Source organism: uncultured Maricaulis sp. (assembly GCF_905480005.1).
Lineage (GTDB): Bacteria > Pseudomonadota > Alphaproteobacteria > Caulobacterales > Maricaulaceae > Maricaulis.
Genome location: NZ_CAJQOO010000130.1, coordinates 1 through 23,465, shown reverse-complemented (window position 1 = coordinate 23,465; position 23,465 = coordinate 1). Strand labels below are relative to the sequence as shown.

The window sequence follows — 23,465 nt, the reverse complement described above, 5'->3', positions numbered from 1 at the left end:
GGCGCCGCGCTGGCGGTTAGGTAAGCGCGAAGCGCACCGCACGCAACGCCTGAACGCAATAAGACGCGGATTCACCCGCGAGGAGAAACCCATGACCAGCGCCGCCGCGCCCGACACGCTGAACCGGCCCTCCATCGATCCGGAAGAGGTCGAGAAATTCTCCCGGATCGCCGCCGAGTGGTGGGATCCGGACAGCAAGTTCAAACCCCTGCACAAATTCAATCCGGTTCGGCTGGGCTATATCCGCGACACGATCTGCCAGCATTTCGGCCTGACCGGAGACAAGCCGCTGACCGGATTGCGGATTCTCGACATTGGCTGTGGTGGCGGTCTGGTCTGTGAACCCATGGCCCGTCTGGGCGCGAGTATCACCGGGGTCGATGCCGCGGAAGCCAATGTAAAGACAGCCAGCGTCCATGCCGATGAGCAGGGCCTCGAGATCGATTACCGTCACGGGGTCGCCGAGCAATTGATCGAGAATGGCGAAGCGCCTTTCGATGTCGTGCTCAATCTGGAAGTCATGGAGCATGTCGCCAATCCGCACACCTTCCTGGTCGACTGCGCCAACCTCGTGAAGCCTGGCGGGCTGATGATCTGCGCCACGATCAACCGCACCTCGAAAGCCTTCGCCCTGGCGATTGTCGGCGCGGAGTGGGTGATGGGTTGGCTGCCCAAGGGCACGCACCGCTTCGGCAAGCTGGTCAAACCCGGCGAAATCCGGGCCGCGCTGGCCGAAGGCGGAATGCATCTGCGCGAGCCAGTCGGCGTCAATTACAACCCCCTCACCGACCAATTCTCGATCGGCTCGGACACGGCTGTGAACTATATGGCTGTCGCGGAGAAGCCAGCCTAATTCAGCTTTTTCGGCGGCGTTGGCGCGAGGGCGTCGGGGAGCGGGGTGACCGGCACGCCGTCCTCGCTCAACGCTTTCGACTCCTTGGGACTGGCCTCGCCATAGATCAGGCGTTCCGGCTTCTCACCGGCATGCATGGCTCGGGCCTCGCGGGTGAAGTCCTCGCCGACATAGTCGTAATTCTCGCGAATATGCGCCTTCACCTTGTTGGCTATCTCGGCCATCTGGTGTTGGGCGCTCGCTTCGCGCTTGCGCGCTGTCGCCACCGCCGGCGCCGCCAGCGCCTTGCGAACCTGCGTCGAGCCGCAATGGGGGCATTCAACCAGGCCGCGGCCTGCCTGGTCATCAAAGCCGGCAGAATCCGAGAACCAGGCCTCGAAATCATGATCGGCATCACACAGGAGCGCATAGCGGATCATCGCGGCAATCGTCTTCCCGACGGCGTCAAAACGGGCCCGCCAATTCCCGATCATGCTCCAGCGCGGGGACGCGGCGCCGCGCTTCCGCGACCTTGCGCAGATCGAGCGAGGCCCGCAACAGACCCGGATTGTCATGATCGAGCTCGGCGACAGTCTCGCCCCAGGGCCCGATAATGATGGAGTGCCCCCAGGTCTTGCGACCGTCCGCGTGCAGCCCGCCCTGGGCCGGAGCGAGGACGAAACTCCCGGTCTCGATGGCACGGGCCCGCAAGAGGACATCCCAGTGGGCGCGCCCGGTCGGCTTGGTGAAGGCAGCGGGGACGGTCAGGATCTGCGCCCCGGCCTGGGCCAGTCGCCGGTATAGATAGGCGAAGCGGACATCGTAACAGATCGACAGCCCCAGCCTGGCCCCGTCGATGTCCTGTACGACAAGCCGGTCACCGGCCTGGTAATTATCGCTCTCGCGATAGGTCTCGCCCTGCCCGAGCCCGACATTGAACATGTGGGCCTTGTCATAGGTCGCCGCGATCTCACCAGCCGGCGAGAAAAGATAGCTGCGATTGGCCGCCAAGCGCTCACCGATGCGCACCGCCAGCGACCCGATCAGGAGCCAGATGCCCAAGTCCTTGGCCAATGCCGCGAAAACCGGGATGGCCGGGTCGTCCTCGGGCGTCCGCATCACGGCAAAGGCAGCGTCGGCATCCTTCTGGACCAGATGCGTGGTCTCCGGCGTGGCAATGAAAGTCGCACCGTCCGCCGCAGCCGCGCGGATCAGCGCGCTGGCCGTCGCGACATTCTCGGCCGGGTCGATACCCGACCGCATCTGGACGAGGGCGACCTCCATATCGGGTCAGGCCTGCAGCAGGGCGTCGAGCTTGTTGCCGCGCTCGAGCGCCATCAGCTCATCGCATCCGCCGACATGCATGTCGCCGATGAAGATTTGCGGGAAGGTCCGGCCACCATTGGAGCGCTGGATCATCTCCTGGCGCTTGGTCTGGTCGAAGCCGGCATCGATCTCGTCGAAGGCCACACCCTTCTGCTTGAGCAGCGAAACAGCGCGCGCGCAATAGCCACACATCGGGCGGGTATAGATGGTTATGTCAGCCATGGGTCACTCCAGATGATCCCCTTAGATAGTCGGATCGGTTTCGCGTACAACTCGGCACAATGCCACAACCCGAACCGAGGCGGCACCGGCGCGTTTCAGCTGCCGTGCACACGCTGACACCGTGGCCCCGGTTGTGATCACGTCATCAATCAGCACCAGATGCCGGTCGCGGACCTGATCGGGCTGCGGAACGTGAAAGGCTGCCGCCATATTGCGTCGTCGCATGCGCGCCGTCCGACCGGCCTGGCTGGGCGTCGCCCGCCGACGCAGGAGCGTATCGGTCCAAAGCGGAACCCCCGTCAACTCACCCAAGGCCCGCCCAAGCAGGGCCGACTGGTTATAGCGCCGCGAGATCAGGCGTCGCCAGTGCAGCGGCACGGGCACCAGCGCGTCGGCACCGTCCAGGCAATCCTCCCCGGCTCTCGCCATCCAGCGGGCAAAGGGCGCGATCATCTCACGCCGGTCGCCATGCTTGAAACCGACCACGAGCGGGCTGGCGGCGGCGTCATAGGCGAGCGGCGCCCGCGCCCGGTCATAGCGCGGCGGGTTTGCGGCACAATTGGCGCAGATGGCCGACGCACTGCCGCCTGATCCGCCCGGATAGGGAAAGGGCCAGCCGCACAGATCGCACCAGGGCGCATCGAGAAAGGTCAGGCGCGACCAGACCGAGGGTGACACATGTCCGACCCGGTCGACCGGGTCCCCGGCCAGCGGACAGACAGGCGGCCAGGCGAGGTCCGCCAGGAAGCGACCCGCCGTTCTCAGCCCTTGCCACACCATCGCACCCTCCCTTTTAAGCAGCGCCCCTCTTTTCCTGACCGGGGCTTGGGGGCATATCCGCTGCATGACATCGCAAGCGCCCCCCGCCCTGTTCGACCGCGCCTTGCTGCGCCAGCGCCGCGCGCGAAGTGCGGGCAGTGTGTCAGATTACAACTTCCTCGCGCAACGGGCTTTCGAGGATATGGGTGACCGGGTAGTCGGAATCACACGTGATTTCGACCACGGCGCCCTGCTCGGCGGCGGCCCGGGCCTGATGGCCACCCCTGCCGGCGCGCTTATCCGGGAGAAAGTCGGCTGGCTGTGCCGGGCTGATCTGGCGCCCTCCATAGCCGCACAGCTGACCGGCCCGGCGCTCGCCCTCGACGAGGAAGCCCTGCCTTTTGCCAGTGAGAGCCTGGATATCGTGCTGGCACCCTGGGGCCTGCACTGGACCAATGATCTGCCGGGCGCCCTCGTCCAGATCAATCACGCGCTCAAGCCCGACGGTTTCTTCGCCTGCGCCCTGCCCGGCGGATCGACCCTGACCGAGCTGCGGCAATGCCTGATGGCCGCCGAGAGCGAGCTGACCGGCGGTGTGGCAGCGCGCGTTTCACCGCTGGCCGGGACGTTCGACCTGGCCGCCCTGCTTCAGCGCGCGGGCTTTGCCATGCCGGTCGCCGATGTCGACCGGGTCACCGTGCGTTATGACCATATCTTCGCGCTGATGGCCGATTTGCGCGGCATGGGTGAAACCTCCATCCTCGCTGACCGGCCGCGCACGCCGGCCAGCCGCACCCTCTTCGCCCGCGCCGGCCAGATCTATGCCGAGCGCTTCGCCGATCCCGATGGCCGCATCCGGGCCACATTCGAAATCATCCACGCCGCCGGCTGGGCCCCGCATCCCGACCAGCCCAAACCAAAGCGACCGGGTTCCGCGACACACAGGCTGGCCGACGCGCTGGGGGTGCAGGAAAAATCGCTGGGTGAGAAGGCGGGTGGTTAAAGGGGCTTTCGCCGGGGCCTAAAACGGCGCCGCCGCGTTGGCGAACATGTCCATCACCGCCGGCCCGATAATCGCCAGCGCGCCAATGCCCGCTATCGAGATGATGACAGCGATCATCGCATACTCGATCGCGGTGGCGCCGCGCTGGTCGCGGGCGAAGCGGATGAGAAGCTTCATCACAGACGATCCCTCAACTCGGCGGCCAAGGAGATGTCAGCGGCGGACATCTGGTAGTCGCGCAGGCGTTCCTTGCGGACCCAGGCGAGTTCCTGGCCTTCATTGGGATGGGGAAAGCCGTCCCAGGTACGGCAGAGAAAGAGCGGCATGACGATGTGGAAGTCGTCATAGGGGTGCGAGACGAAGGCAAAGGGGTGCAGGCACCGTTCGCACGGCTCGACACTCAGCTCTTCGCGCAATTCACGCACCACAGCCTGCTCCGGCGTCTCTCCGGGCTCGATCTTGCCACCCGGAAACTCCCAAAGCCCCGCCATCGCCTTCCCTTCGGGCCGCTTGGCGATGAGGATGCGACCATCGGCATCCAGCAAGGCACAGGCAGCGACAAAGAGCACCGGTTTGGGGCTACGAGCGGTCATATTCCCACATCTCCCTTAAGGACGCGTGCAGAAAGGCGGTTAATGGCCGCCTAGCCGGGCTGTTCGGTGTTGAGGCTTTCTTCAGGGTCGGGCACGACCTCGTCTCCGGTCATGTCCAGTGCGCCATCCTCCCCTTCCGGGGCAAGCACGCGCGACAGGTCAGGTCGCTCGATGACCGCATTCGTACGCAAGCCGTCAATCAGCGCCTCGATCTGGTCGAAAGTGTAAAAGCGGGTTATGTTCGGGCGCAGCGCTTCCAGTGAGGGCGGCGGCTGTCGGCGCTGGTCCACCACGGTCAGCAAATGCCATCCGAACTCGGTCCGGAAGGGCGCGGACACGGCCCCCTCCGGCGTAGCGAAGGCGACCGCCCCAAAGGCCGGCAGGATGCCCTCGCGTGAGAAATAACCGAGATCGCCCCCCTCGAGACGCGTCGCCCGGTCCTCGCTGAGCGCCACGGCGAGCTCGGCAAAGTCACGCCCCTGATCGATCAGGCCCCGAATGGCGATGGCCTCCTCCTCGGTCTGGACGAGGATATGCCGCGCGCGGACTTCCGCGCCCAGCGGGATGAGCCGAATCTGCTCCTCATAGATGCGCTGGATGGTTTCCTCCGGCACCGCCTCGTCCACCGCGGTCTCGACCAGGACATTGGCGAGGATGCGTTCCTCGGCCTGGGCCAGGCGGCGGCGGGCGACTTCGGACTGGTGCAGACCGCGACGCCGGGCCTCCAGCGCCAACAGCCGCTGATCGACCAATTCGTCCAGGATCCGGTCGAAATCCTCGCTGCCCATCTCCGGAACCGCTTCGCCGCTTTCCTCGCCCTGGGCGGTCGCTTCACGCTCGACATCGGAGCGCCGGATCAGCGTCCCGTCGACCCGCGCAACGACCGGATCGGCCTCATCCAGGGACAGGATGGGGGCCTTGTCGGAGAAATCTTCCGCTGTTCGCCGCGGCTCGGGGCCGCACGCGATGCAAGATGCAGTCAGCACAAAAATGCAAAAGAGCCTGAAAACAGACACCTATAGCGCCTCACCTGCTAAAGGGACGGGACTTGATTGCCGCGCCGCTTGATTGACAGTTACACCCCTCATCCTTAAGTCACCCTGACGTTTCAAAGCAATGCTGTCGTCCCCGGCGAACGGAACGAAACCTGGGCGCCGGACGCCAGCTGCCCAGTAGTTCGCAAAGCCTGAGCCACATGCTGTCCATTGCCCGCAAGATCTTCGGTTCCGAAAACGACCGTAAAGTCCGCCGCCTTCGCCCCATCGTTGAAAAAATCAATGCGATGGAGCCGGAGTTCCAATCGCTCTCCGACGACGCGCTGAAAGCGAAGACGGTGGAGTTCCGCGAACGCCTGGGCAAGGGCGAGAAGCTCGACAATCTCCTGCCGGAAGCCTTTGCCGCCGTTCGCGAAGCCGCGAAGCGATCGCTCGGTCTGCGCCCCTATGACGTCCAGATGATGGGCGGCGTGGTGCTGCATGAAGGCGCCATCGCCGAGATGAAGACCGGTGAGGGCAAGACACTCGTCGCCACCCTGCCCTGCTATCTCAATGCGCTGGAAAGCAAGGGCGTTCACGTCGTCACGGTCAATGACTATCTGGCCACGCGCGACAGCGAGTGGATGGGCCGAGTCTTTGCCCAGCTGGGCATGACCACCGGCGTGATCGCGCATGGCATGACCGATCCGGAACGCCGCGCCGCCTATGCCTGCGACATCACCTACGCGACCAATAACGAACTCGGCTTCGATTATCTGCGCGATAACATGAAATACTCGACCGACGAGATGGTGCAGCGCGGCCACGGCTTCGCCATCGTCGACGAGGTCGACTCCATCCTGATCGACGAAGCGCGGACACCGCTCATCATTTCCGGCCGCACCGAAGATCGCACCGAATTCTACAAGACGATCAATGAGCTGATCCCGCTCCTCGGCGAGGATTGCTACGAGATTGACGAGAAGGCCCGCTCCGTCCTCCTGACCGAAGAGGGCAATGAGGAAATCGAGCGCCTGCTGCACGAGCGAGAACTCCTCGCGGAAGGCGACCTTTATGATGTCGAGAACATCCAGGCCGTCCATCACGTCAACCAGGCCCTCAAGGCACACAAGATCTTCGTGCGCGACAAGGATTACATCATCAAGGACAATGCCGTTGTCCTGATCGATGAATTCACCGGTCGCATGATGCCGGGCCGCCGCCTCTCCGACGGCCTGCACCAGGCCATCGAGGCCAAGGAAGGCACCGAGATCCAGCCGGAAAACCAGACCCTGGCCTCGGTCACTTTCCAGAATTACTTCCGCCTCTACGGCAAGCTGGCCGGCATGACCGGTACGGCGCTGACCGAAGCGGACGAATTCTTCGACATCTACAAGCTCGGCGTGGTCGAAATTCCGACCAACCGGCCGATCGCGCGGATCGACGAGGAAGACGAGGTCTACCGCACACTGGAAGAGAAATACGCCGCGATCATCGACGAGATCGTGGATTGCCAGGAGCGCGGTCAGCCCGTTCTGGTCGGTACCGCCTCGATCGAGAAGTCGGAAGTCCTCGACCGGCTGATGAGCGACAAGGCCCTGTTCAAGAAGATGCTGGGCCATCTTTATCCGAAGGATGAAGCCGCCAAGGCCGAGTTCGAGAAGTCAGCCCGTCCGTCGATCCGGACCCTGCCGGAAATGCTCAAACTGGTTCCGCTCGAGCACCAGGTCCTCAATGCGCGGTATCACGAGCAGGAAGCCTTCATCGTCGCCCAGGCCGGCGTCCCGGGGGCCGTGACGATCGCCACCAACATGGCGGGTCGCGGCACGGACATTCAGCTCGGCGGCAATCCGGACATGCGTCTGGACGCATGGAAGGCCGAGCAGGAAGCGGCCGGCAAGACGCCGACCCAGACCGAGATCGATCGCGAAACCGACACGATCAAGGCCGATATCGCCGAGAAGAAGAGGAAGGCGCTGGATGCGGGCGGCCTCTACGTTCTCGCCACCGAGCGCCATGAAAGCCGCCGGATCGACAATCAGCTGCGCGGCCGGACCGGTCGCCAGGGCGATCCGGGCCGCTCGAAATTCTTCATCTCCGTCCAGGACGACTTGCTGCGGATCTTCGCGCCGGAACGTCTGGACGGCATCATGCGCACGCTGGGCATGAAAGAGGGCGAGGCCATCCAGCACCCGTGGATGTCCAAGGCGCTCGAGACCTCGCAGCGCAAGGTCGAGCAGCGCAATTTCGACATCCGCAAGAATGTCCTGAAATACGATGATGTCATGAATGACCAGCGCAAGGCGGTCTTCGAGCAACGCATCGATTTCATGCTGTCGGACGATGTTGCCGATGTCATCAAGGACATGCGCCAGTCGTCCGCCGAAGACCTCGTGACCGAACACATCCCGCCGAAGGCCTTTGCCGACCAGTGGGATATTGCCGGTCTCAAGGAAGAGCTGAAGACCACGTTCGGGCTCGACTTGCCGGTCGAGGCCTGGGCCGAAGAAGAAGGCATTGCCGACGAGGAGATCCTCGAACGCATCAGCGACGCCGCTGACAAGGCCTATGCCGAAAAAGCAGCCAATGCCGGCCCGGACCTGATGCGCCGGATCGAGAAGTCGATCCTGCTCCAGGCCATCGACATCAATTGGCGCGAGCACCTGCAAAATCTCGACGCCATGCGCTCGATGATCGGTCTGCGCTCCTACGCCCAGCGCAATCCGCTCAACGAGTTCAAGACCGAGGCCTTCAACCTGTTCGAGCGCATGATGGACAATCTGCGCGGCGAAGTGACCAAACAGCTCATGCTGATCCGTTTCGAGCGCGCTCCGGCTCCGCCCAAGGCGCCGGAAGACATCACCGCGACCCATATCGATCCGCGCACCGGCCGCAATGAAATGGCCGATCCGGCGGACGGACCGGTGGCGCCGCGTGTGGCACCGACCCAGCGCCGCGTCTCCACACCGGCGAACCCGAACAAGCCGGAGACCTGGGGCCGTGTAGCCCGGAACGCGCCCTGCCCGTGTGGCTCCGGCAAGAAGTACAAGCAGTGCCATGGTGCCATCGGCACCGCGCCCAGCGCCTGATCCGTTGACGGTGGCAATATGAGCGAGGTCCGCCTTCGTCCCGCCCGTACAGGCGAGGAAGACGCGCTCTCTCAGCTTTGCCTGAAGTCCAAGGCGCACTGGGGCTATGACGAGGTCTTCATGGCCGAGGTCGCCCCCTATCTGCGGGTCACGCCCGAAGCCATCGAGGCCGGCTACACCACCGTCGCCGAGCTTGAGGACGGGACGATGCTGGGCGTCTGCCAGATCGATCCGGGTGCGCATCATGGCACGCTGGATTTGCTCTTCATCACCCCTGCCGCCATCGGCAAGGGCGTCGGTCGCGACCTCTTCGAGGACGCCAAGGCCAAGCTGAAGGCACGCGGCGAAACGGTGATGACCATCCTCTCCGACCCCTATGCCGAGGCGGCCTATATCCATATGGGCGCCAAGCGCGTTGCCATGCGGCCAAGCGCGGTCTTCAAGGGGCGGGAGCTGCCCTGGCTGGAAGTCGAGCTCTAGATGTGAGTTTTCATAAGGTTGGTCAACCGGGCTGAAGCCTTGAGACTGGTTGTTGCGACACGACCAGAGCAAAGGAACGCCCGGATGAACAGTCACAAGAATGCCGGAACGACGCCGTATTCGCGAGCCCTGATTGCCGAGCGGCCTTTCGATCGCATTGGCGGCCGAGGTCATCGCGACAGCGCGTCTCTGGACCGTGGCGGTTCCTTCCGCAGGATGGAGGCACGAAACCTGTCATTTACGCCCGGACCCGAATTGATGGGGCGCGCCCTCAATCAAGAGCGCGCGTAAAACGGCCGGCTCTCCGAAGAGAACCGGCCGCACCAGGCGTCAACGCTTGAGGGAGCGGGGGGGCGCCCCTCCCGGTCGGCGCCTAGAATTCGGTGATGGAGCTGACCGACACCGAGTTGCCGATCGCGGCAGCCGTGGCGGAGACGTCACCGGCGACATCGGAGATCGTCGCATTGGCGATCGCGCCGGTATAGGCGTTGTTGAGCTGGGTCGAGTTGAGACGAATGTCTGCGGTCTGCGGCAGTGTCGAGACGCTCAACGAGTTCGAGATGGCTGCTGTTGTGCTGCTCACATTCCCGGTGACATCAGAAACACCGACATTCGAGTAGGCACGCGGGTCAATATTGGTGGTCTGATAGTTGGTGATATTGGCCCAATCGGTCGCCTGGACGTCATAGGATGCCGAGTTCGCGATGGCCGCCGAGGTCAGCGCGACCTCGCCCTGGACGTCCTCGACATGGCCGTTCAGCTTGGAGATCGCGTCTCCGCGGAAGAACTGGTTGTTGCTGAGGTTCAAGCCCTCGCCAGCCGCCTCAACCGACAGCGAGTTGCCGATGGCCGCGGCGGTACCGCTGACATTGCCGACAACATCGTCAACCCCGATATTCAGGTCGGCCCGGAAAACACCGGTTGCGCGCTGGTTATTGACGAGCGACGCGTAGTCACTATCGCCAACCGTTGCACTGGCAGAGTTTCCGATCGCCGCCGCGGTCGCGGAGACATCGCCCACCACCGCATTGATGTCAGAGTTCAGCTCGGCTGATGAATCACGGTAGGTGGTCTGATAATTCTGGATCTGGACATTGCCCGCAATATCCGCGGAAAACGAGTTGTTGATCGCGGCAGCGGTCAGCGAAACCTCGCCGTTGATGCCATCAATCTCCGAGTTCAATTGGGCACGGGATTGCGCCCAGTTCGTCTGAACGTTGCGGACCGTTTGATCTTGGGCCGATGCGGACGCCGCAAATGCGGCAAAAACCAAAACGGTACAGCCGCCGGCAAAGAGTGTCTTCTTGCTCATGTCGTTTCCTTCCTAGGACTAAAACTGCAGCACGGTCGTCCCGCCTGCACGGTCGACCTCGCAACCGACGAACCACTCCAAAACCGGAGATTTCATTAGTATTTATAATGGATTAACGGCAAGTATCGCATTCAAAACAAATACGGTTTTCCGCGGTAAAACTTATGGCGACGAGATGGGGTTAATTGATTCAAATTTGCACAAAAAATTAACCGCAAATTTGGGACACTGGCACAGATGAAGTGTTCAATTTTATAACACAATTTCTCATATAGGCACAGAATGTAAAAACGCACACCCTCGAAACTCTATAATCAACAAAGAAAAAAAATAGATCCTCGAATTCAACTAATAGGATATTTGAGATTTTTCTTTTAGCGATAAAGGGGAATTTCATTGTTTAATTTTGTCGGCATAAATCCCGTAGTAGGAGTATTTTTACTTGTTGTAAATGTTAACGGAATCTCCTCTCCCTGTTAAAGTCCTGATTTTATTAAAATTGGAGATAAATGGCCCGGCATCGATCGGCATCTGGCCTCACCGTTGCAGTTCACATCCCGAACAACAGATATCCGGGAGCGGACCATGAACATCGCACATTATATAATAGGAGCCGCTACCAGCCTGGCTCTGGTCGGCCCGGCCTTCGCGCAAACAAACAGCTTTGGCGCGCCGCAAACCCAGCCATACGGCACCACATTCTCGCAAAGTGCACAGCCATATCAGCCCGCAGGGCGAGACGAGAACGGTAACCGGATCATTATCAACGGCCAGTTGATGGGATCCGGCGCCAGCAACAACCCGGCCCGCACCCGCGCAGGCCTCGCCAGTCGAAGCGGCTCCACGCTTCCAATGGGCGGAACGCTGAGCCGGGCGGGCACGACAGCCGTCAGCATCGGCAATAGCGTCTCGATTTCCGGGACCGTGGCCAGCACCATCATCATCAACCAGACCAACAACAGCTCGCAGACCGTCAATGTGAACGGCACGCCCCAGACGAGAGGCCGATAGAATGCGTCGCTTTGCCCTGCCGCTCATCGCAGCCCTATTGCTGCCTGCCTGCTCGACGACGCAGGATCCGGACGCCCCGGTCGCGTATGTCGCGCCTCTGACGGGGAGCCCGGTCGTCCAGTCCCGGAGCGTCTATACTGAAGCCCTGCACTGCTTGGCCGACCATGCCCGGTCGCAGAACTATGCCGCGCCAAGGCTGGCCGTCGGACATATCTCCGACTTGACAGGTGCGGAGGACTACCTCTCCGGTCGCCGCCTGACCCAGGGCGCCACACTGATGGCAATAACCGCCGCATCAGAGGCCGGCATGCGTCTGGTGGAGCGCTTCGACATGGGCGTGGTGCAGGTCGAGCTCGATTATGCCCAGAGCGGCCTGGTCCGGGATGCGCCCAATGTTCTTCGCACGGTCCAGCGCGGACAGATGGAGGGCGCAGACCTCTACCTGGTTGGCGGAATTACCGAGTTCAATCCGAATATTCGCTCGAGCGGAACCAACGCCTTTGCCAATACCACCAGCCAGACCGGCGGCGCGCTGGCTTTTGGCGGCAGCGAGTACATCGTCGATGTCGGAATTGACCTGCGCCTGATTGACGTTCGCTCCACCGAGGTCCTCGCGGTCCGCTCCCTGCGCAAGCAGATCCGTGGACAGGAAGTCGAAGCCGGTGTCTATGCCTTCCTGGACGGGACGGTCCTGGATATTGGCGGGGGCGAACGCGCGCTGGAACCTGTTCAGACCGCCGTCCGGAGCATGATCGACCGCGCGGTCTTCGAGTTCATGGCGATGCTCTACGACCTTGAATCCGGTTCCTGCATCGATGGCCAACCAGCCTTGGCCCGTCGACAAACGGCGCAGATCCGGCCTGCTCCGGCGGCGACTCTGGTGCAGGAAGCGCTACCCGAACAGCCTCAGGCTCTGGCCAGCAACGCCCGGAGCGAGATCCCGAGGAACCCGATACCGCCATCCCGCTTGCCGCCGACGAATGGTTATGGCCTGCATATCGCCTCAGAGCTGACGGTCTGGAACGTCAATCGTGAGTGGCGCGAGCTGCGCGCGATCTATGCCGACCTGTTGGCCGGACGCGCCGGACGCGTCCTGCGGGTCGAACAAGGTCATGGCGGTGCCGAATTCCACCTTCTGGCCGGGAGCTGGCAGACCGAAAGCGAGGCCGTGGCAACTTGCGAGGCGATCCGTCAGCGCGGTGGTACCTGCGCCGTCGCCCCGTTCGACGGGCAACCGGTCATGCGGGGCTGATCCCTCAGGCCCCGGGGAGGGTCCGGCCGATGGCGAGGAAGCGTTCGCGGCGCTGCAGGCGCAGGGCTCTGGAATCCATCTGCTCGAGCTGACCGAGATGCTTCTCGATGGCATTGCCGACCGCGGTCATTGTCGCCTGGGCATGACGGTGAGCCCCGCCAACCGGCTCGGGAACGACCTCGTCCACAATCTTCATCGAGAGAAGGTCCGGCGCGGTGATTTTCATCGCCACGGCGGCATCCTTGGACCGGGTGGAATCATTCCACAGGATGGAGGCACAGCCTTCCGGCGAGATCACCGAATAGATGGAGTGCTCCAGCATCATGACCGTATTGGCACTGGCGAGGGCGACAGCGCCGCCGGAGCCGCCTTCACCGGTAATGGTGGAGATGAGCGGCGTGCCCAGCGTCAGGCAGCGCTCGGTCGAGCGGGCGATGGCTTCGGACTGCCCGCGTTCTTCTGCGCCAAGGCCGGGATAGGCACCGGCCGTGTCGACAAATGTCAGAACCGGCAGGTCAAACTTCTCGGCCAGGTCCATCAGGCGGATCGCCTTGCGATAGCCTTCCGGACGCGCCATGCCGAAATTGTGCTTGATGCGGGTTTCGGTGTCGTGGCCCTTCTCATGGCCGATCACGACCACGGAACGACCGCGGAACCGGCCCAGGCCGCCGACAATGGCGGCGTCTTCGGAGAAACGGCGATCACCGCACATTTCCTCGAAATCCTCGATCAGCGCCTTGCGATAATCGCGGAAATGCGGACGCTCGGGATGACGGGCAACCAGCGTCTTGCGCCACGGGTCGAGCTTGGAATAGAGCGAGGCGAGCTGTTCATTCGCCTTGTGACGCAGACGCGCCGTCTCTTCCGCCGTATCGGGAGCATCGTCACCCGCGAGGGATTCAAGCTCTTCGATCTTGGCTTCCAGCTCGGCCAGCGGCCGTTCGAAATCGAGATAGGTACGAGTGGGGTCGGACATGTCCTGCCAACGCCTGTGATCACAAAAGTGGAGGGCAACCTAACGACCCCGCCGCGGAGCCACAAGTCTCAAAAGCCGCGCTTACGCATACGTCAAGCCGAACCCCCATCCTCACCGCGTCGCGCCAGGGGGTGCGCCGACTGGACGAGAGATTTCAGCCTTTCATCAAGGACATGGGTATAAATCTGCGTGGTCGATACATCGGCATGGCCGAGCAGCATCTGTACGCTGCGCAAATCAGCGCCACGCGCCAGCAGATGAGTGGCGAAGGCATGGCGCAGCACGTGCGGCGAAACCCTGGCCGGATCCAGCCCGGCCGCCAGGGTCAGATCGCCGAGTATCTGGGCAAAGCGTTCACGCGTGAGATGGCCTCCCTTCGCTGTCTGCGAGGGAAAGAGAAAGCGCCCGGCCTTGCCGGCCTTGCTCTTGTCCGCCGGCATATGGGCCTCGCGCACCCTCTTGTAGCCGGCCACGGCGTCCAGCGCGGCCGGGGTCAGTGGAACCAGTCGTTCTCGGCCGCCCTTGCCGGTGATCTGGATACAGCGTTCGGCTCGCACGAAAGCGCCCAGCGGCAGGGAGACCAGCTCGGTCACCCGCAATCCGCCGGCATAGAGCAATTCCATCAGCGCGCGGGTTCTGGCCCCCGCCGGACCGGGCAGATCGGCCGCCGCCGCGAAAAGCGCATCCACGTCAGCTTCGGAGAGAATCTTTGGCAGCGCCCGCCCCTGCTTCGGTGCGCGCAAAGGCGTTGCCGGATTATCGGTCCGCACACCGTCGGAAAGCAGGAAACGGTAGAAGCGCTTGATCGCCGACAGGCGCCGGGCCGCAGTGGAGGCAGCCAGACCGTCTGCGGCAAAGCCGGCCAGAACCGCTTCGAGATGCGCGGTATTCGCCGTCTCCAGCTCCGCCCCCTGGCCAGCCAGACGACCGGCGACGTCAACCAGGTCGCGGCGATAGGCATCGAGCGTATTGACCGAGGCGCCGCGCTCGGCCGCCATCATGTCGAGGAAGAGCGCAATCAGAGTCCGGTCCTGCGACCGGCGTCCTGATGGCGCATCGCTCATCGCGCCCTCGCGATCACCCGCTCCAGCACCAGAGCGCGGGCATTGTCGCGCAGGCCCGCCGCATCCAGCGCCGCTATGGCACGGCTGAAAGTGACCGGGTCTGCAGAGGTTTCCGGGCGGTTGAGCAGGCTGACAGCCAGCATTGTGGATTCCGCGCGGGCGCCGGCCCGTTGGCTCATTTCCATGACCGCCAGATCCGGTGTCCCGGCCATTTCGTCCAGACCCAGAACCGACAGGCGTGCCGAGCCGGGCAGTCGGGCACCGAGTTCGGCCAGTGCCAGTCGTTCGCCCAACGCCTCATCGCCCTGGCTTTCCAGCCAGGCCGCGAGAATGGCATCGAAATTCCCGCCGCCCAGCGCATCTCGCGCGATGGCAAGAGCGAGATCAAGCGCGACCATGCGGCGCGGCGACGGCGCTTCCCATTCCAATTCAGGCCCGACCGCGTCGACCGGCGTCCCATCGGCGTAGACGAGACGCCCATCGGCCGTTTCCAGGATCGGCTGGCCGATGCGTTCGGCCGTTCCCGGCCGACGCGGCGGGCCGTCGATCAACGCATCACGCCAACGCGCAGCGCTCCGCAAATCGCCGACAATCACAGCCGCCAGCGCCAGGTCATAACCGTGTTCGAGGGTCGCAGCGGTCACCGGCAGGGTCTGGATCTCCCGACCATGATGACGTGCGACATGGATGAAACGCGCGGCCTCACGCTCGTCGGACAGCAGATAGCCAAGGGCCTGACCGGCCACTTCCCGCTCCCGGGCCTGGACCATGAGGTCTTCCAGCGCGTGATGACGATCCGGCCCGCTCAGGGCCAGCGCGGCCTCGAGGACGGACGGCCCGTCTTCAACCGGCACGGGCTCATAGATCGGGCGGTGCACCAGCGAGGCCAGCCAGGCCGGCGCATCGTCGGCGACAACCGGCAGGAAAGCTTCCGGATCGACCAGATGGCGCGACATCGCAAAGTCCAGCCCGCTATCGGGCGGCGCGACATTGTCCGCGACCGGTGTGCCCAGCGTCATGGCGAACAGGCGGGCGTCGAAATCATCATCTCGGGATGCCGCGCGCGCCAGTTCAGCGGTCAGCTCCGCGGCGGCGCCCTGCCCGTCGAGCGCCAGGCAGAAAGCGCGCCGACGCAGCCAGTCCGCCGCGTCCCGGTTCTCGATCAGGGCGTTGGCGGTCTGGCAGGCTCGGTCGGTCTCGCCGAGGGCAAAACCCAGTTCGGCATGGCTCACGGCAAGGCTCGGGCGCCGATGAATGCTCGGCGTGCGCTCCAGCAGATCGAACGCGTCATGCGGCCCGCCTGCCGCGAGCAAGCGGTCGACGCGCAATTCGGCGAGACGGGCATCACCGCGGCCTGCGGCCGGCGGACGCCCCCCACTCAACAGGATGAGCCGCGCCGTATCGCCAAGCGCTTCGCTGGCATAGCCATTCCCGTCAGTGCCGGGCAATCGGGTCAGGACCGCTTCGGCCATGTCGCGGTCGGTACCGGACCACAGCCGGTCACCCAGTCCGCGATCGGTCAGCGCGACCTCGAGCGGATCCAGCGCATCCAGCTGCTCAACCTCGATCGGATTCTGGGCTGCGGCAGTGCCGCCCAGGAGCGCTGCCAGCAGGCTAGCGCGGGAAATCGTCTTCCAGCTCGACACGCACATTCTCCCGGGTCGGTTCAAGGCCGTTGGCAATCAGGACCAGCGTGCCGAATCCGATCGCGACGAGACCGGCGATAACCGCCACACCCACCAGAAAACCACGCATGAAACCGACTCCTTGACCCCGTGAAGACCCGCCTTCGCACTGCGGGCCGTACCGCGCACGAGCCTAACCCTGATTGCGGCGATTTCCAGACCGTTTATACCGCTAGCATGTCGTGCGTTCACATACCGCAGAAATCGCTCGTCCTGATCGGACTGATGGGCGTGGGGAAAACCACGGTCGGGCGTCGGCTTGCGCATGCGCTGAAGCTGGACTTCCGCGATGCCGACGAGGAGGTCGAAAAGGCCGCCGGTCGCAGCGTGTCCGAGATATTCGAGGATTTTGGCGAAGCGGCCTTTCGGGACGGCGAACGCAAGGTCATTGCCCGTCTCCTCGAGGAACCGCCCCTGGTCCTGGCCCTGGGCGGCGGCGCGTTCGTCGATCCGGAAACCCGCGAGCGGGTGAAGGCACGGGCGACGTCGATCTGGCTGCAGGCCGACGTGGAAACCCTGGTCAAGCGCGTCTCGCGTCGCGACACCCGGCCGCTTTTGCGTGAAGACGATCCGGAAACCGTGCTGCGCGCCTTGCTCGACAAGCGTCAGGCCGCGTATGCAGAGGCTGACATCCATGTGGATGCCTCCGGCGGTTCCCATAATCTGACGCTGGATTCGATTTTGCGGGCCCTGGATGCCCGGGAGACGTCAGCGTGAGCGAGATCTTGCGGGTCAATGTCGGTCTGGGCGAGCGCGCCTATGACGTGCTGGTCGGATCCGGCGCCCTCGCGGCGGCCGGCGCCGAGCTGAGCGAGCGCTTTCCGCGCGGCCGCGCGATTCTGGTCACCGACCGCCATGTCGCCGGCCTGCATCTCGAGCGCGTCAGCGACCAGCTCGGCGGGCTTGGCCTGCGCGTGGACCCGATCATTGTCGAACCCGGCGAAACCTCGAAAAGCTGGGCCGGGCTGGAACGTGTGGTCGACGCCCTTCTGGACCGCAATGTCGAGCGCTCCGAAGCCATCATCGCCCTGGGCGGCGGGGTGATCGGGGATCTGACCGGCTTTGCGGCCGCGGTCGCCAAGCGCGGCGTCGACTTCATCCAGATCCCGACCACGCTTCTGGCCCAGGTCGACAGTTCGGTTGGCGGCAAGACCGGTATCAATACGCGTCACGGCAAGAATTTCGCCGGCGCCTTCCATCAGCCGCGCCTGGTGATCGCGGACCGCGACCTGCTTGCCACCCTGCCTGATCGCGAACGACGCGCCGGCTATGCGGAAATCGTCAAGGCCGCGCTGATCGGCGACGCGCCTCTCTTCGACCGGCTCGAAGCGGCGGGCGATCGTGTGCTCGACGGTGCCGATCTGGACGCTGCGGTCGCAGCCGCCATTGCCTTCAAGGCCCGTATCGTCGCCGAGGATGAGCGCGAAGGCGGCGTCCGTGCCCTGCTCAATCTCGGCCATACATTCGGTCATGCCTTCGAAGCCGACGCCCCGAAGGATGCCATCCGGCATGGCGAGGCCGTCGCTGTCGGGATCGCCCTGGCCTTTGCCTATTCCGCCCATCGCGGCGACTGCCCCGGCACTGACGCCGACCGTGTCGCCGCCCATTTGCGGGCCGTCGGCCTGCCGGCGAGCCCCGCCGAACTTGCCCACACCGATTGGGATGCCGCATCCCTGGTCGCCCGCATGCGCGACGACAAGAAGAATCGTGATGGTCGCATCACCCTCATTCTCGCCCGCGCCATTGGTGACGCCTGGATTGACCCGGCAGCCGATGAAGCCGACCTTCTTGCCTTTATGGAGACCCAGCTCTCATGAGCCTTGACTGGACGATTATCGGACCGGCCCTGACCATTGTCGGCCTGCTCCTTCTGTCAGCCTTCTTTTCCGGTTCCGAGACTTCGCTGACCGCGACATCCCGGGCCCGCATGCTGCAGCTCGAGCGCGACAAGAATCCGGCCGCGGCACGCGTGAATATCCTGATCTCCGACGGGGAAGGCCTGCTCGGCTCGATCCTGCTGGGCAATAATCTCGTCAACATCCTGGCCTCGATGATTGCCGGGCAATTGTTCGAGACCCTGCTGGGCGGCAATAGCGTGGTCTGGGCGACGCTGGTCATGACCATCCTGGTCCTCGTCTTCGCCGAGGTGATGCCCAAGACCTACGCCCTGTCCAACCCGGAACGCTTTGCCCTCGCCGTGTCGCGCCCCATCCTGCTGGTGGTTCGCGTCTTCGCACCGGTGGTCGGCGCAGTGCAATTCGTGGTGCGCAATGTGCTGCGGACCGTCGGGGCCGATGTGGACGGTCCGGTCCTGTCCTCGCATGACGAATTGCGCGGCGCGATCGCGCTGCATCACGAGGAAGGCGGCGTGGTCAAGGATGACCGTGACATGCTGGGCGGCGTGCTCGATTTGAGGGACCTGACCGTCGACGACATCATGGTCCACCGCAAATCCATCCTGATGATTGATGCCGACAAGCCGTCCGAGGCGATCGTCACCGAGGCCCTGCACTCGCCGCACACACGCCTGCCGATCTACAAGGGCGACACCGAGAATATCGTCGGCATCCTTCATGTCCGCGACATTGCCCGCGCCCTGCACGAGGCGGACGGCAATGCGTCGGTCATCGACATCGATTCATTGCGCCGCGATCCCTGGTTCGTCCCGGAAACGACCGAAGTCCTCGACCAGCTCAATGCCTTCCGCGAAAAGCGCGAACACTTCGCGCTCGTCGTTGACGAGTATGGCGCCCTGATGGGCCTGGTGACGCTGGAAGACATTCTCGAAGAGATCGTCGGTGCCATCGAGGACGAGCATGATGTCGCCGTCGAAGGCATCCAGCCCGATGGCGACTCGGTGTGGATCGTGGATGGCACCCTGCCCATCCGCGACCTCAATCGCGCCCTGGACTGGGAATTGCCCGATGACGAGGCCGTCACCATTGCCGGCCTGATCATCCACGAAGCCCAGACCATTCCGGAACGCGGACAGGTCTTCGGCTTCCACGGCGCCCGGTTTGAAGTCGTCGAGCGGCGTCGCAACCAGATCACCAAGCTGCGCGTCTCCGTCAGCCCGGACGATGTGGAAACCGGCGCCTAGGTCGGGGCCATGTCCGGGTCGGGTGTGGCGTCCGCATCGATCAGGTCGCGATAGGCATCACACGTGCCGCGCGGTGTCTCCGTCTCGACGCTGTCCTGCCCGGCGCGGGCTTCGTCGACCAGATCGCCCAGCGCATCGGCGAACACGCTCGACAAGTCCATCACATCGGCAAGATTGGTGAAGGCATCGGGACCATCGAGAATGGTGGTGACGCCGCCACCCGAGGCGAGATGATTGCGCGACGCCCAGCGGATCGCCGCGACCTGGCGACCGTCGCGGTCGAGAATTTCCGCTTCCACGCCCAGGGCGCCGATCCCCAGCGGGACGCGCGGATTGAGCGGGCCCGGCACAGCCGCGCCGAGAAGCCGCGAGACACCGGTGGTGGCGATATTATTGCGGCGAATGCCACTGACCGCAGCCTGGACCTCACCATCGATGTCGGCATCATGCGCCTCACCGCTATCGCTCATCCCCGAGAGCATTGGCCGGACATCGAAACCGGCCCGCGCCAGGCGCTGACAGACATCGCGGGACAGACGCACCCGCACATCATCCAGGCGGGCCGGCGCGAGATCGCCATCGATATCGGCTTGCGGCGCAATGCTGACCGGCGGGAGGTAGAGGACACCCATTTCGGCGAGCGCAGCACTGTCGGCATACTCCTCGACAGCCAGCAGGCGCCGTTCGCCCGGCGCCAGTCGTTCAGTCGAGGAAAGCGTGGTGGGCGTTTCGAAACTCGTGCTGCAAGCGGCGGTACCGGCAGCCATGAGTATTGGAAGCGCGAGCGCGCGCGTTTTGCGAAGCATGGTTTGGTCCCTTATTGCCAAAGCGCCGCCTCGCCTGACCCGGGACGCGGTTACCCTGCTTATTCGGTTGAAGCCCGTGCCCGGATCACAAGAGCATGGACGGGACCTGCCAACTCCTCGGTCAGGGCCTCATTGACCAGGCGATGCCGGGCCACCCGGGTCAGCCCGTCAAACCGGCTGGCGGTGATCTCTACGGTGAAATGGCTTTGACCGCCGGGCCTGGCACCGGCATGATCGGCATGCAGATGGCTGTCATCGACCACCGACAAAGTGCTCGGCGTGAAGGCTTTTTGCAGCTTGCTCTCGATCCGCGCGGCGACGTCGCCCATAATCACACCTCTTTGTTCACCGGCTTCATTGCCGCTTTACAGACGCATGACCATAATTGGTGATCATGTCAGAAGCCTACAATTACAAACCGCGGTTCAAAGACATCCGCATCAAACCGCCCAAGGACCAGCCGGCGCCGGAGGAGCGTGTCTGTGAATGGCCGGGCTGCAAGAAGCATGGCGACAGCCGGGCCCCGAAGGCCAATGACCGGCTGAATGATTTTTACTGGTTCTGTCAGAGCCACGCTTCGGAATACAACAAATCGTGGAATTTCTTCGAGGGCATGAGCGAGAACGCCGCCCAGTCCTTCCGCGAAAGCGCCGCCTATGGTCACCGCCCGACCTGGGGATGGAAGAACACCCATTCCGCCTCGGCCAAGGCCGCCAAGGCCAGTCGCGATTTCGCCGACGGCTTCAACGATCCCTACGGCATGTTCGGCGACCGCAAGGACCCGCACAAGGAAGCGCCACGCGAGAAGTCCATGGGCCGGTTACAGACCAAGGCGCTGGAGACCATGTCACTGGACCCGGATGTCGATCCGTCGACCGTGCGCAAACGCTATGCCGAACTGGTCAAGCAGTTGCACCCGGACGCCAATGGCGGCGACCGCTCCAGCGAGGAGCAGCTGGGCCGCGTCATCGCCTCCTACCAGATCCTGAAAAGCGCCGGCATGGCGTAGAAAGCCAAGCCTGTACAGTGCCGCGTGCCTGGATGGGCAAATGTTCAGCTGACCGTAACATCGACGAATATGGCGACATGCCACGTCTCTCTGCCTTGTTAGAAAGGGAGACACCATGCTCGGGTGTGACATTATCCTCGCCGCAATCATTGCGGCTTCACCGGCGGACGACGCGCCACCTGTCTGTGCGGCAAATGATTGGTCGCTCGCCGTGGCACGCACACAAGCCACGGCAGACAACTACCTGCTCGCCCTGGAAGAGGGACGAGATCGTTTCCGGACCGTCTTCGGACAGGATACGCCCCGCTCCGCGATTGTTCAGGGCAATGCTGCCTTCGCCAGCGCCAGTGCTAGCCTGACGGAGTTAGGCTATTCATCCGCGCTCCCCTGGATCGATCATCAGGAACAGAACGAAATGATGGCGGAACAGATCCGCAATCAGATCGTATCGGCGGGCGCAGACCCTGACTCGCCCTCGGTCGCGGCACAGATTGACCAGATCCTGTCGGGCCGCGCGTCTGAAGCACCGACGCCTGAAATGGAGCGCGGAATTCTATCGCATGAATTCGGGCACATCTGGTTCCTGTTGGAAATATGGCAGGATGATGCGACCAACAGTCAGGGCGGTGGTGCAAGCTCCAGCTCACATTATGGCGGGTCTGCGGCGGACTGGCTCGACGAGATGGTCGCCGTGGCGCTCGAGAATGAGGAGCTGACGGACAGCCGCTGGCAGCGCCTCAGACAGGACAACGAGAATGATGACGGGCTCGCCCTGAGCCAGTTCTTCACCATGCAGCACCCTAGTGCCGCAATAGCGCGTCAGGTCGCTTCCGCGCGGGTTGGTGAGATGCCGCCACCAGGCGTTGCCGGCGCAGAGGGTACGCAGGCCGTAACGCGCGCAGTCGTACTTACAGGAGCAGATGCACGTCGCGTTATTGCCAACTCTGAAAGCAATCCCCTGACCTATTATGCAATGGCGCGCGGTATGCTCGACTACCTGCAGGAGCGAGGCGGAGATGGCATTCTGCCCGCCATTTCGACGGCACTGAGAAATGGTTCCAGCCTTGAGGACTGGCTGGCCTCTGACGGCACGCGGTTCAATCTGCCCGGCGACATGCCCGCGCTTGAGGCAGACTGGAACGACTGGATTGCCAACAAGATCTAGGCAAGCCGGTTCGGCGCTGGCCGGGAGTGCTTCCCACTCCCGGCCGCCAAGGCAGGCCCAGACAGAGCAGGGTCGGTATAAACTGGGCCCTAACGGATTGTTTGCCTTCTGCCGCCACGCTGTGAAGCTCTGCGGCGACGAGGCACACATGTCGGCACGCGATCCTGACCGATCTCACATTCGTCTGGCGGCCATCGCCGTCAGCCTGATACCACTTGCCTACATCCTCCTGTGGTGCGCCATGTTCATCGGCGAGCTGTCCGGCATCTGGCATCCGCGCCTTGGCGATTTCGACATCGGTACCGCCATCCAACGCTCGGACACTTTCGAACGTGCCGGCCTGGTCGTGATGCTGGCCGGGTGGCTCGGCGGCATTGTCCTGTGCCTGAAGAAGCAGCGGATCGGTCGTTTTGCTCTGGTGCTTGGTGCGTTGGCGCACATATTCGTCTGGCTGCGGATCACTGATGGCCAATACTACAGCGGCCAGTTTGGTATCATCATGATTCTCCTGGAGATGATCGCGATCACGCTGTGGCAGCTGGCCCTGCCCCGGGCGCGCCGCATCCTGTAGATCACACGCAGTCACCGGCATTGACTTGAAGCGCGCATGGGCGTGCGATACTTCACGAGTCATCAATTAACGCACCGCAGCAAATGACGCGTGCCTCCAGCCATAAAGACCGGTTCGATGAGCGATAGTTTCCCCCTCTCCACGCCTGATGCCAAAGCCAATTGCGAGGAGCTGTTCGGCTTCGACCCGGGCTTTGAGGTGGCGATGTTCTCAACGCCAGACGAACACACCCCGAT

General features: G+C 63.4%; 26 protein-coding genes and 1 pseudogene. 13 read left to right on the top strand and 14 right to left on the bottom strand.

Annotation, left to right across the window (positions count from 1 at the left end; all coding sequences use genetic code 11):
* Window positions 1-91 precede the first annotated feature (91 nt).
* Window positions 92-853: a bifunctional 2-polyprenyl-6-hydroxyphenol methylase/3-demethylubiquinol 3-O-methyltransferase UbiG gene (gene ubiG / locus QZ266_RS11890; protein WP_295695435.1), complete on the top strand. Its 762-nt coding sequence runs from the start codon at window positions 92-94 to the stop codon at window positions 851-853.
* Here the strand turns inward: ubiG and QZ266_RS11885 are convergent.
* Genes QZ266_RS11885 through QZ266_RS11870 form a run of 4 tightly spaced genes read right to left on the bottom strand, consistent with a single transcriptional unit; the run spans window position 850 to window position 3,160 of the window.
* Window positions 850-1,272, bottom strand: coding sequence for a DUF1178 family protein (locus tag QZ266_RS11885; RefSeq protein WP_366523937.1), 423 nt, complete (start codon window positions 1,270-1,272; stop codon window positions 850-852). The genes ubiG and QZ266_RS11885 overlap by 4 nt on opposite strands.
* A gap of 25 nt (window positions 1,273-1,297) precedes the next feature.
* A complete protein-coding gene (locus tag QZ266_RS11880; RefSeq protein WP_295695431.1) occupies window positions 1,298-2,116 on the bottom strand; it encodes a carbon-nitrogen hydrolase family protein in 819 nt (272 codons plus the stop codon).
* 6 nt (window positions 2,117-2,122) lie between these two features.
* On the bottom strand, window positions 2,123-2,380 hold the full coding sequence (gene grxC / locus QZ266_RS11875) for a glutaredoxin 3 (protein ID WP_295695429.1): 258 nt from the start codon (window positions 2,378-2,380) through the stop codon (window positions 2,123-2,125).
* Window positions 2,381-2,401: 21 nt separating this feature from the next.
* Window positions 2,402-3,160, bottom strand: coding sequence for a ComF family protein (locus QZ266_RS11870; RefSeq protein ID WP_295695427.1), 759 nt, complete (start codon window positions 3,158-3,160; stop codon window positions 2,402-2,404).
* 64 nt (window positions 3,161-3,224) lie between these two features.
* Here QZ266_RS11870 and QZ266_RS11865 point away from each other — a divergent pair, with 64 nt between their 5' ends.
* A complete protein-coding gene (locus tag QZ266_RS11865) occupies window positions 3,225-4,142 on the top strand; it encodes a methyltransferase domain-containing protein (RefSeq protein ID WP_295695425.1) in 918 nt (305 codons plus the stop codon).
* An 18-nt stretch (window positions 4,143-4,160) separates the two neighbouring features.
* Here the strand turns inward: QZ266_RS11865 and QZ266_RS11860 are convergent, their stop codons facing one another.
* Genes QZ266_RS11860 through QZ266_RS11850 form a run of 3 tightly spaced genes read right to left on the bottom strand, consistent with a single transcriptional unit; the run spans window position 4,161 to window position 5,721 of the window.
* A complete protein-coding gene (locus tag QZ266_RS11860) occupies window positions 4,161-4,319 on the bottom strand; it encodes a Flp family type IVb pilin (protein WP_295695423.1) in 159 nt (52 codons plus the stop codon).
* On the bottom strand, window positions 4,319-4,735 hold the full coding sequence (gene mutT / locus QZ266_RS11855; RefSeq protein ID WP_295695421.1) for an 8-oxo-dGTP diphosphatase MutT: 417 nt from the start codon (window positions 4,733-4,735) through the stop codon (window positions 4,319-4,321). Before mutT ends, QZ266_RS11860 begins: the two co-directional genes overlap by 1 nt.
* A gap of 50 nt (window positions 4,736-4,785) precedes the next feature.
* Window positions 4,786-5,721, bottom strand: a complete 936-nt coding sequence (locus QZ266_RS11850; RefSeq protein ID WP_295695419.1) for a peptidylprolyl isomerase — start codon at window positions 5,719-5,721, stop codon at window positions 4,786-4,788.
* Window positions 5,722-5,930: 209 nt separating this feature from the next.
* On the opposite strand from QZ266_RS11850, the gene secA reads away from it, so the two are divergent.
* Window positions 5,931-8,798 (top strand): preprotein translocase subunit SecA, encoded by a 2,868-nt coding sequence (secA, locus tag QZ266_RS11845; RefSeq protein WP_295695417.1) that lies wholly within the window; start codon window positions 5,931-5,933, stop codon window positions 8,796-8,798.
* Between the two features lie 18 nt (window positions 8,799-8,816).
* Window positions 8,817-9,278: a GNAT family N-acetyltransferase gene (locus QZ266_RS11840; RefSeq protein WP_295695415.1), complete on the top strand. Its 462-nt coding sequence runs from the start codon at window positions 8,817-8,819 to the stop codon at window positions 9,276-9,278.
* A gap of 373 nt (window positions 9,279-9,651) precedes the next feature.
* Here QZ266_RS11840 and QZ266_RS11835 read toward each other — a convergent pair whose 3' ends face one another.
* The gene (locus QZ266_RS11835; protein WP_295695413.1) at window positions 9,652-10,590 is read right to left on the bottom strand and encodes a hypothetical protein; all 939 of its coding nucleotides are present in this window, start codon (window positions 10,588-10,590) and stop codon (window positions 9,652-9,654) included.
* Window positions 10,591-11,175: 585 nt separating this feature from the next.
* On the opposite strand from QZ266_RS11835, the gene QZ266_RS11830 reads away from it, so the two are divergent.
* Window positions 11,176-11,601, top strand: a complete 426-nt coding sequence (locus tag QZ266_RS11830) for a hypothetical protein (protein ID WP_295695411.1) — start codon at window positions 11,176-11,178, stop codon at window positions 11,599-11,601.
* Between the two features lies 1 nt (window position 11,602).
* The gene (locus QZ266_RS11825; protein ID WP_295695409.1) at window positions 11,603-12,853 is read left to right on the top strand and encodes a CsgG/HfaB family protein; all 1,251 of its coding nucleotides are present in this window, start codon (window positions 11,603-11,605) and stop codon (window positions 12,851-12,853) included.
* Between the two features lie 4 nt (window positions 12,854-12,857).
* Here the strand turns inward: QZ266_RS11825 and QZ266_RS11820 are convergent, their stop codons facing one another.
* The 4 genes from QZ266_RS11820 to QZ266_RS11805 form a co-directional block, all read right to left on the bottom strand.
* On the bottom strand, window positions 12,858-13,829 hold the full coding sequence (locus QZ266_RS11820) for an acetyl-CoA carboxylase carboxyltransferase subunit alpha (RefSeq protein ID WP_295695407.1): 972 nt from the start codon (window positions 13,827-13,829) through the stop codon (window positions 12,858-12,860).
* A 92-nt stretch (window positions 13,830-13,921) separates the two neighbouring features.
* Window positions 13,922-14,893 carry a site-specific tyrosine recombinase XerD gene (locus QZ266_RS11815; protein ID WP_295695405.1) on the bottom strand — a complete coding sequence of 324 codons (972 nt, stop codon included), beginning with the start codon at window positions 14,891-14,893 and terminating at the stop codon, window positions 13,922-13,924.
* A complete protein-coding gene (locus QZ266_RS11810; RefSeq protein WP_295695403.1) occupies window positions 14,890-16,539 on the bottom strand; it encodes a hypothetical protein in 1,650 nt (549 codons plus the stop codon). The genes QZ266_RS11815 and QZ266_RS11810 overlap by 4 nt, the downstream gene beginning before the upstream one ends.
* On the bottom strand, window positions 16,508-16,648 hold the full coding sequence (locus QZ266_RS11805; RefSeq protein WP_295695401.1) for a hypothetical protein: 141 nt from the start codon (window positions 16,646-16,648) through the stop codon (window positions 16,508-16,510). The genes QZ266_RS11810 and QZ266_RS11805 overlap by 32 nt, the downstream gene beginning before the upstream one ends.
* 107 nt (window positions 16,649-16,755) lie before the next feature.
* On the opposite strand from QZ266_RS11805, the gene QZ266_RS11800 reads away from it, so the two are divergent.
* From QZ266_RS11800 to QZ266_RS11790, 3 genes are read left to right on the top strand one after another with little or no spacing between them, the layout of a single operon-like run.
* Complete coding sequence (locus tag QZ266_RS11800; protein WP_295695399.1) at window positions 16,756-17,295, top strand: shikimate kinase; 540 nt, start codon at window positions 16,756-16,758, stop codon at window positions 17,293-17,295.
* Window positions 17,292-18,395: a 3-dehydroquinate synthase gene (gene aroB / locus QZ266_RS11795; RefSeq protein ID WP_295695397.1), complete on the top strand. Its 1,104-nt coding sequence runs from the start codon at window positions 17,292-17,294 to the stop codon at window positions 18,393-18,395. The genes QZ266_RS11800 and aroB overlap by 4 nt, the downstream gene beginning before the upstream one ends.
* The gene (locus tag QZ266_RS11790; protein WP_295695395.1) at window positions 18,392-19,678 is read left to right on the top strand and encodes an HlyC/CorC family transporter; all 1,287 of its coding nucleotides are present in this window, start codon (window positions 18,392-18,394) and stop codon (window positions 19,676-19,678) included. Before aroB ends, QZ266_RS11790 begins: the two co-directional genes overlap by 4 nt.
* On the opposite strand, the gene QZ266_RS11785 is transcribed toward QZ266_RS11790, so the two are convergent.
* Entirely contained in the window at window positions 19,675-20,484 is an 810-nt protein-coding gene (locus tag QZ266_RS11785; protein WP_295695393.1) for a hypothetical protein, read from the bottom strand. The genes QZ266_RS11790 and QZ266_RS11785 overlap by 4 nt on opposite strands.
* Window positions 20,485-20,543: 59 nt before the next feature.
* Window positions 20,544-20,813: a BolA family transcriptional regulator gene (locus QZ266_RS11780; RefSeq protein ID WP_295695391.1), complete on the bottom strand. Its 270-nt coding sequence runs from the start codon at window positions 20,811-20,813 to the stop codon at window positions 20,544-20,546.
* Window positions 20,814-20,878: 65 nt separating this feature from the next.
* Between QZ266_RS11780 and QZ266_RS11775 the strand changes: the two genes are divergently transcribed.
* The 4 genes and pseudogenes from QZ266_RS11775 to QZ266_RS11760 all read left to right on the top strand — a co-directional run.
* Window positions 20,879-21,493, top strand: coding sequence for a J domain-containing protein (locus QZ266_RS11775; RefSeq protein ID WP_295695389.1), 615 nt, complete (start codon window positions 20,879-20,881; stop codon window positions 21,491-21,493).
* Between the two features lie 115 nt (window positions 21,494-21,608).
* Window positions 21,609-22,658: a hypothetical protein gene (locus QZ266_RS11770; RefSeq protein ID WP_295695387.1), complete on the top strand. Its 1,050-nt coding sequence runs from the start codon at window positions 21,609-21,611 to the stop codon at window positions 22,656-22,658.
* A 148-nt stretch (window positions 22,659-22,806) separates the two neighbouring features.
* Window positions 22,807-23,229, top strand: coding sequence for a hypothetical protein (locus QZ266_RS11765; protein ID WP_295695385.1), 423 nt, complete (start codon window positions 22,807-22,809; stop codon window positions 23,227-23,229).
* A gap of 117 nt (window positions 23,230-23,346) precedes the next feature.
* Window positions 23,347-23,465 (top strand): annotated as a pseudogene (locus QZ266_RS11760) (cobaltochelatase subunit CobS); the annotation flags it as partial.

What these genes read in the sequence shown, in the direction of transcription:
- ubiG (WP_295695435.1), top strand. Translation starts at nt 92, where the DNA reads ATGACCAGCGCCGCCGCGCCCGACACGCTGAACCGGCCCTCCATCGAT.
- QZ266_RS11885 (WP_366523937.1), bottom strand. Translation starts at nt 1,272, where the DNA reads ATGATCCGCTATGCGCTCCTGTGTGATGCCGATCATGATTTCGAGGCC.
- QZ266_RS11880 (WP_295695431.1), bottom strand. Translation starts at nt 2,116, where the DNA reads ATGGAGGTCGCCCTCGTCCAGATGCGGTCGGGTATCGACCCGGCCGAG.
- grxC (WP_295695429.1), bottom strand. Translation starts at nt 2,380, where the DNA reads ATGGCTGACATAACCATCTATACCCGCCCGATGTGTGGCTATTGCGCG.
- QZ266_RS11870 (WP_295695427.1), bottom strand. Translation starts at nt 3,160, where the DNA reads ATGGTGTGGCAAGGGCTGAGAACGGCGGGTCGCTTCCTGGCGGACCTC.
- QZ266_RS11865 (WP_295695425.1), top strand. Translation starts at nt 3,225, where the DNA reads ATGACATCGCAAGCGCCCCCCGCCCTGTTCGACCGCGCCTTGCTGCGC.
- QZ266_RS11860 (WP_295695423.1), bottom strand. Translation starts at nt 4,319, where the DNA reads ATGAAGCTTCTCATCCGCTTCGCCCGCGACCAGCGCGGCGCCACCGCG.
- mutT (WP_295695421.1), bottom strand. Translation starts at nt 4,735, where the DNA reads ATGACCGCTCGTAGCCCCAAACCGGTGCTCTTTGTCGCTGCCTGTGCC.
- secA (WP_295695417.1), top strand. Translation starts at nt 5,931, where the DNA reads ATGCTGTCCATTGCCCGCAAGATCTTCGGTTCCGAAAACGACCGTAAA.
- QZ266_RS11840 (WP_295695415.1), top strand. Translation starts at nt 8,817, where the DNA reads ATGAGCGAGGTCCGCCTTCGTCCCGCCCGTACAGGCGAGGAAGACGCG.
- QZ266_RS11835 (WP_295695413.1), bottom strand. Translation starts at nt 10,590, where the DNA reads ATGAGCAAGAAGACACTCTTTGCCGGCGGCTGTACCGTTTTGGTTTTT.
- QZ266_RS11830 (WP_295695411.1), top strand. Translation starts at nt 11,176, where the DNA reads ATGAACATCGCACATTATATAATAGGAGCCGCTACCAGCCTGGCTCTG.
- QZ266_RS11825 (WP_295695409.1), top strand. Translation starts at nt 11,603, where the DNA reads ATGCGTCGCTTTGCCCTGCCGCTCATCGCAGCCCTATTGCTGCCTGCC.
- QZ266_RS11820 (WP_295695407.1), bottom strand. Translation starts at nt 13,829, where the DNA reads ATGTCCGACCCCACTCGTACCTATCTCGATTTCGAACGGCCGCTGGCC.
- QZ266_RS11815 (WP_295695405.1), bottom strand. Translation starts at nt 14,893, where the DNA reads ATGAGCGATGCGCCATCAGGACGCCGGTCGCAGGACCGGACTCTGATT.
- QZ266_RS11805 (WP_295695401.1), bottom strand. Translation starts at nt 16,648, where the DNA reads ATGCGTGGTTTTCTGGTGGGTGTGGCGGTTATCGCCGGTCTCGTCGCG.
- QZ266_RS11800 (WP_295695399.1), top strand. Translation starts at nt 16,756, where the DNA reads ATGTCGTGCGTTCACATACCGCAGAAATCGCTCGTCCTGATCGGACTG.
- QZ266_RS11790 (WP_295695395.1), top strand. Translation starts at nt 18,392, where the DNA reads ATGAGCCTTGACTGGACGATTATCGGACCGGCCCTGACCATTGTCGGC.
- QZ266_RS11785 (WP_295695393.1), bottom strand. Translation starts at nt 20,484, where the DNA reads ATGCTTCGCAAAACGCGCGCGCTCGCGCTTCCAATACTCATGGCTGCC.
- QZ266_RS11780 (WP_295695391.1), bottom strand. Translation starts at nt 20,813, where the DNA reads ATGGGCGACGTCGCCGCGCGGATCGAGAGCAAGCTGCAAAAAGCCTTC.
- QZ266_RS11775 (WP_295695389.1), top strand. Translation starts at nt 20,879, where the DNA reads ATGTCAGAAGCCTACAATTACAAACCGCGGTTCAAAGACATCCGCATC.
- QZ266_RS11770 (WP_295695387.1), top strand. Translation starts at nt 21,609, where the DNA reads ATGCTCGGGTGTGACATTATCCTCGCCGCAATCATTGCGGCTTCACCG.
- QZ266_RS11765 (WP_295695385.1), top strand. Translation starts at nt 22,807, where the DNA reads ATGTCGGCACGCGATCCTGACCGATCTCACATTCGTCTGGCGGCCATC.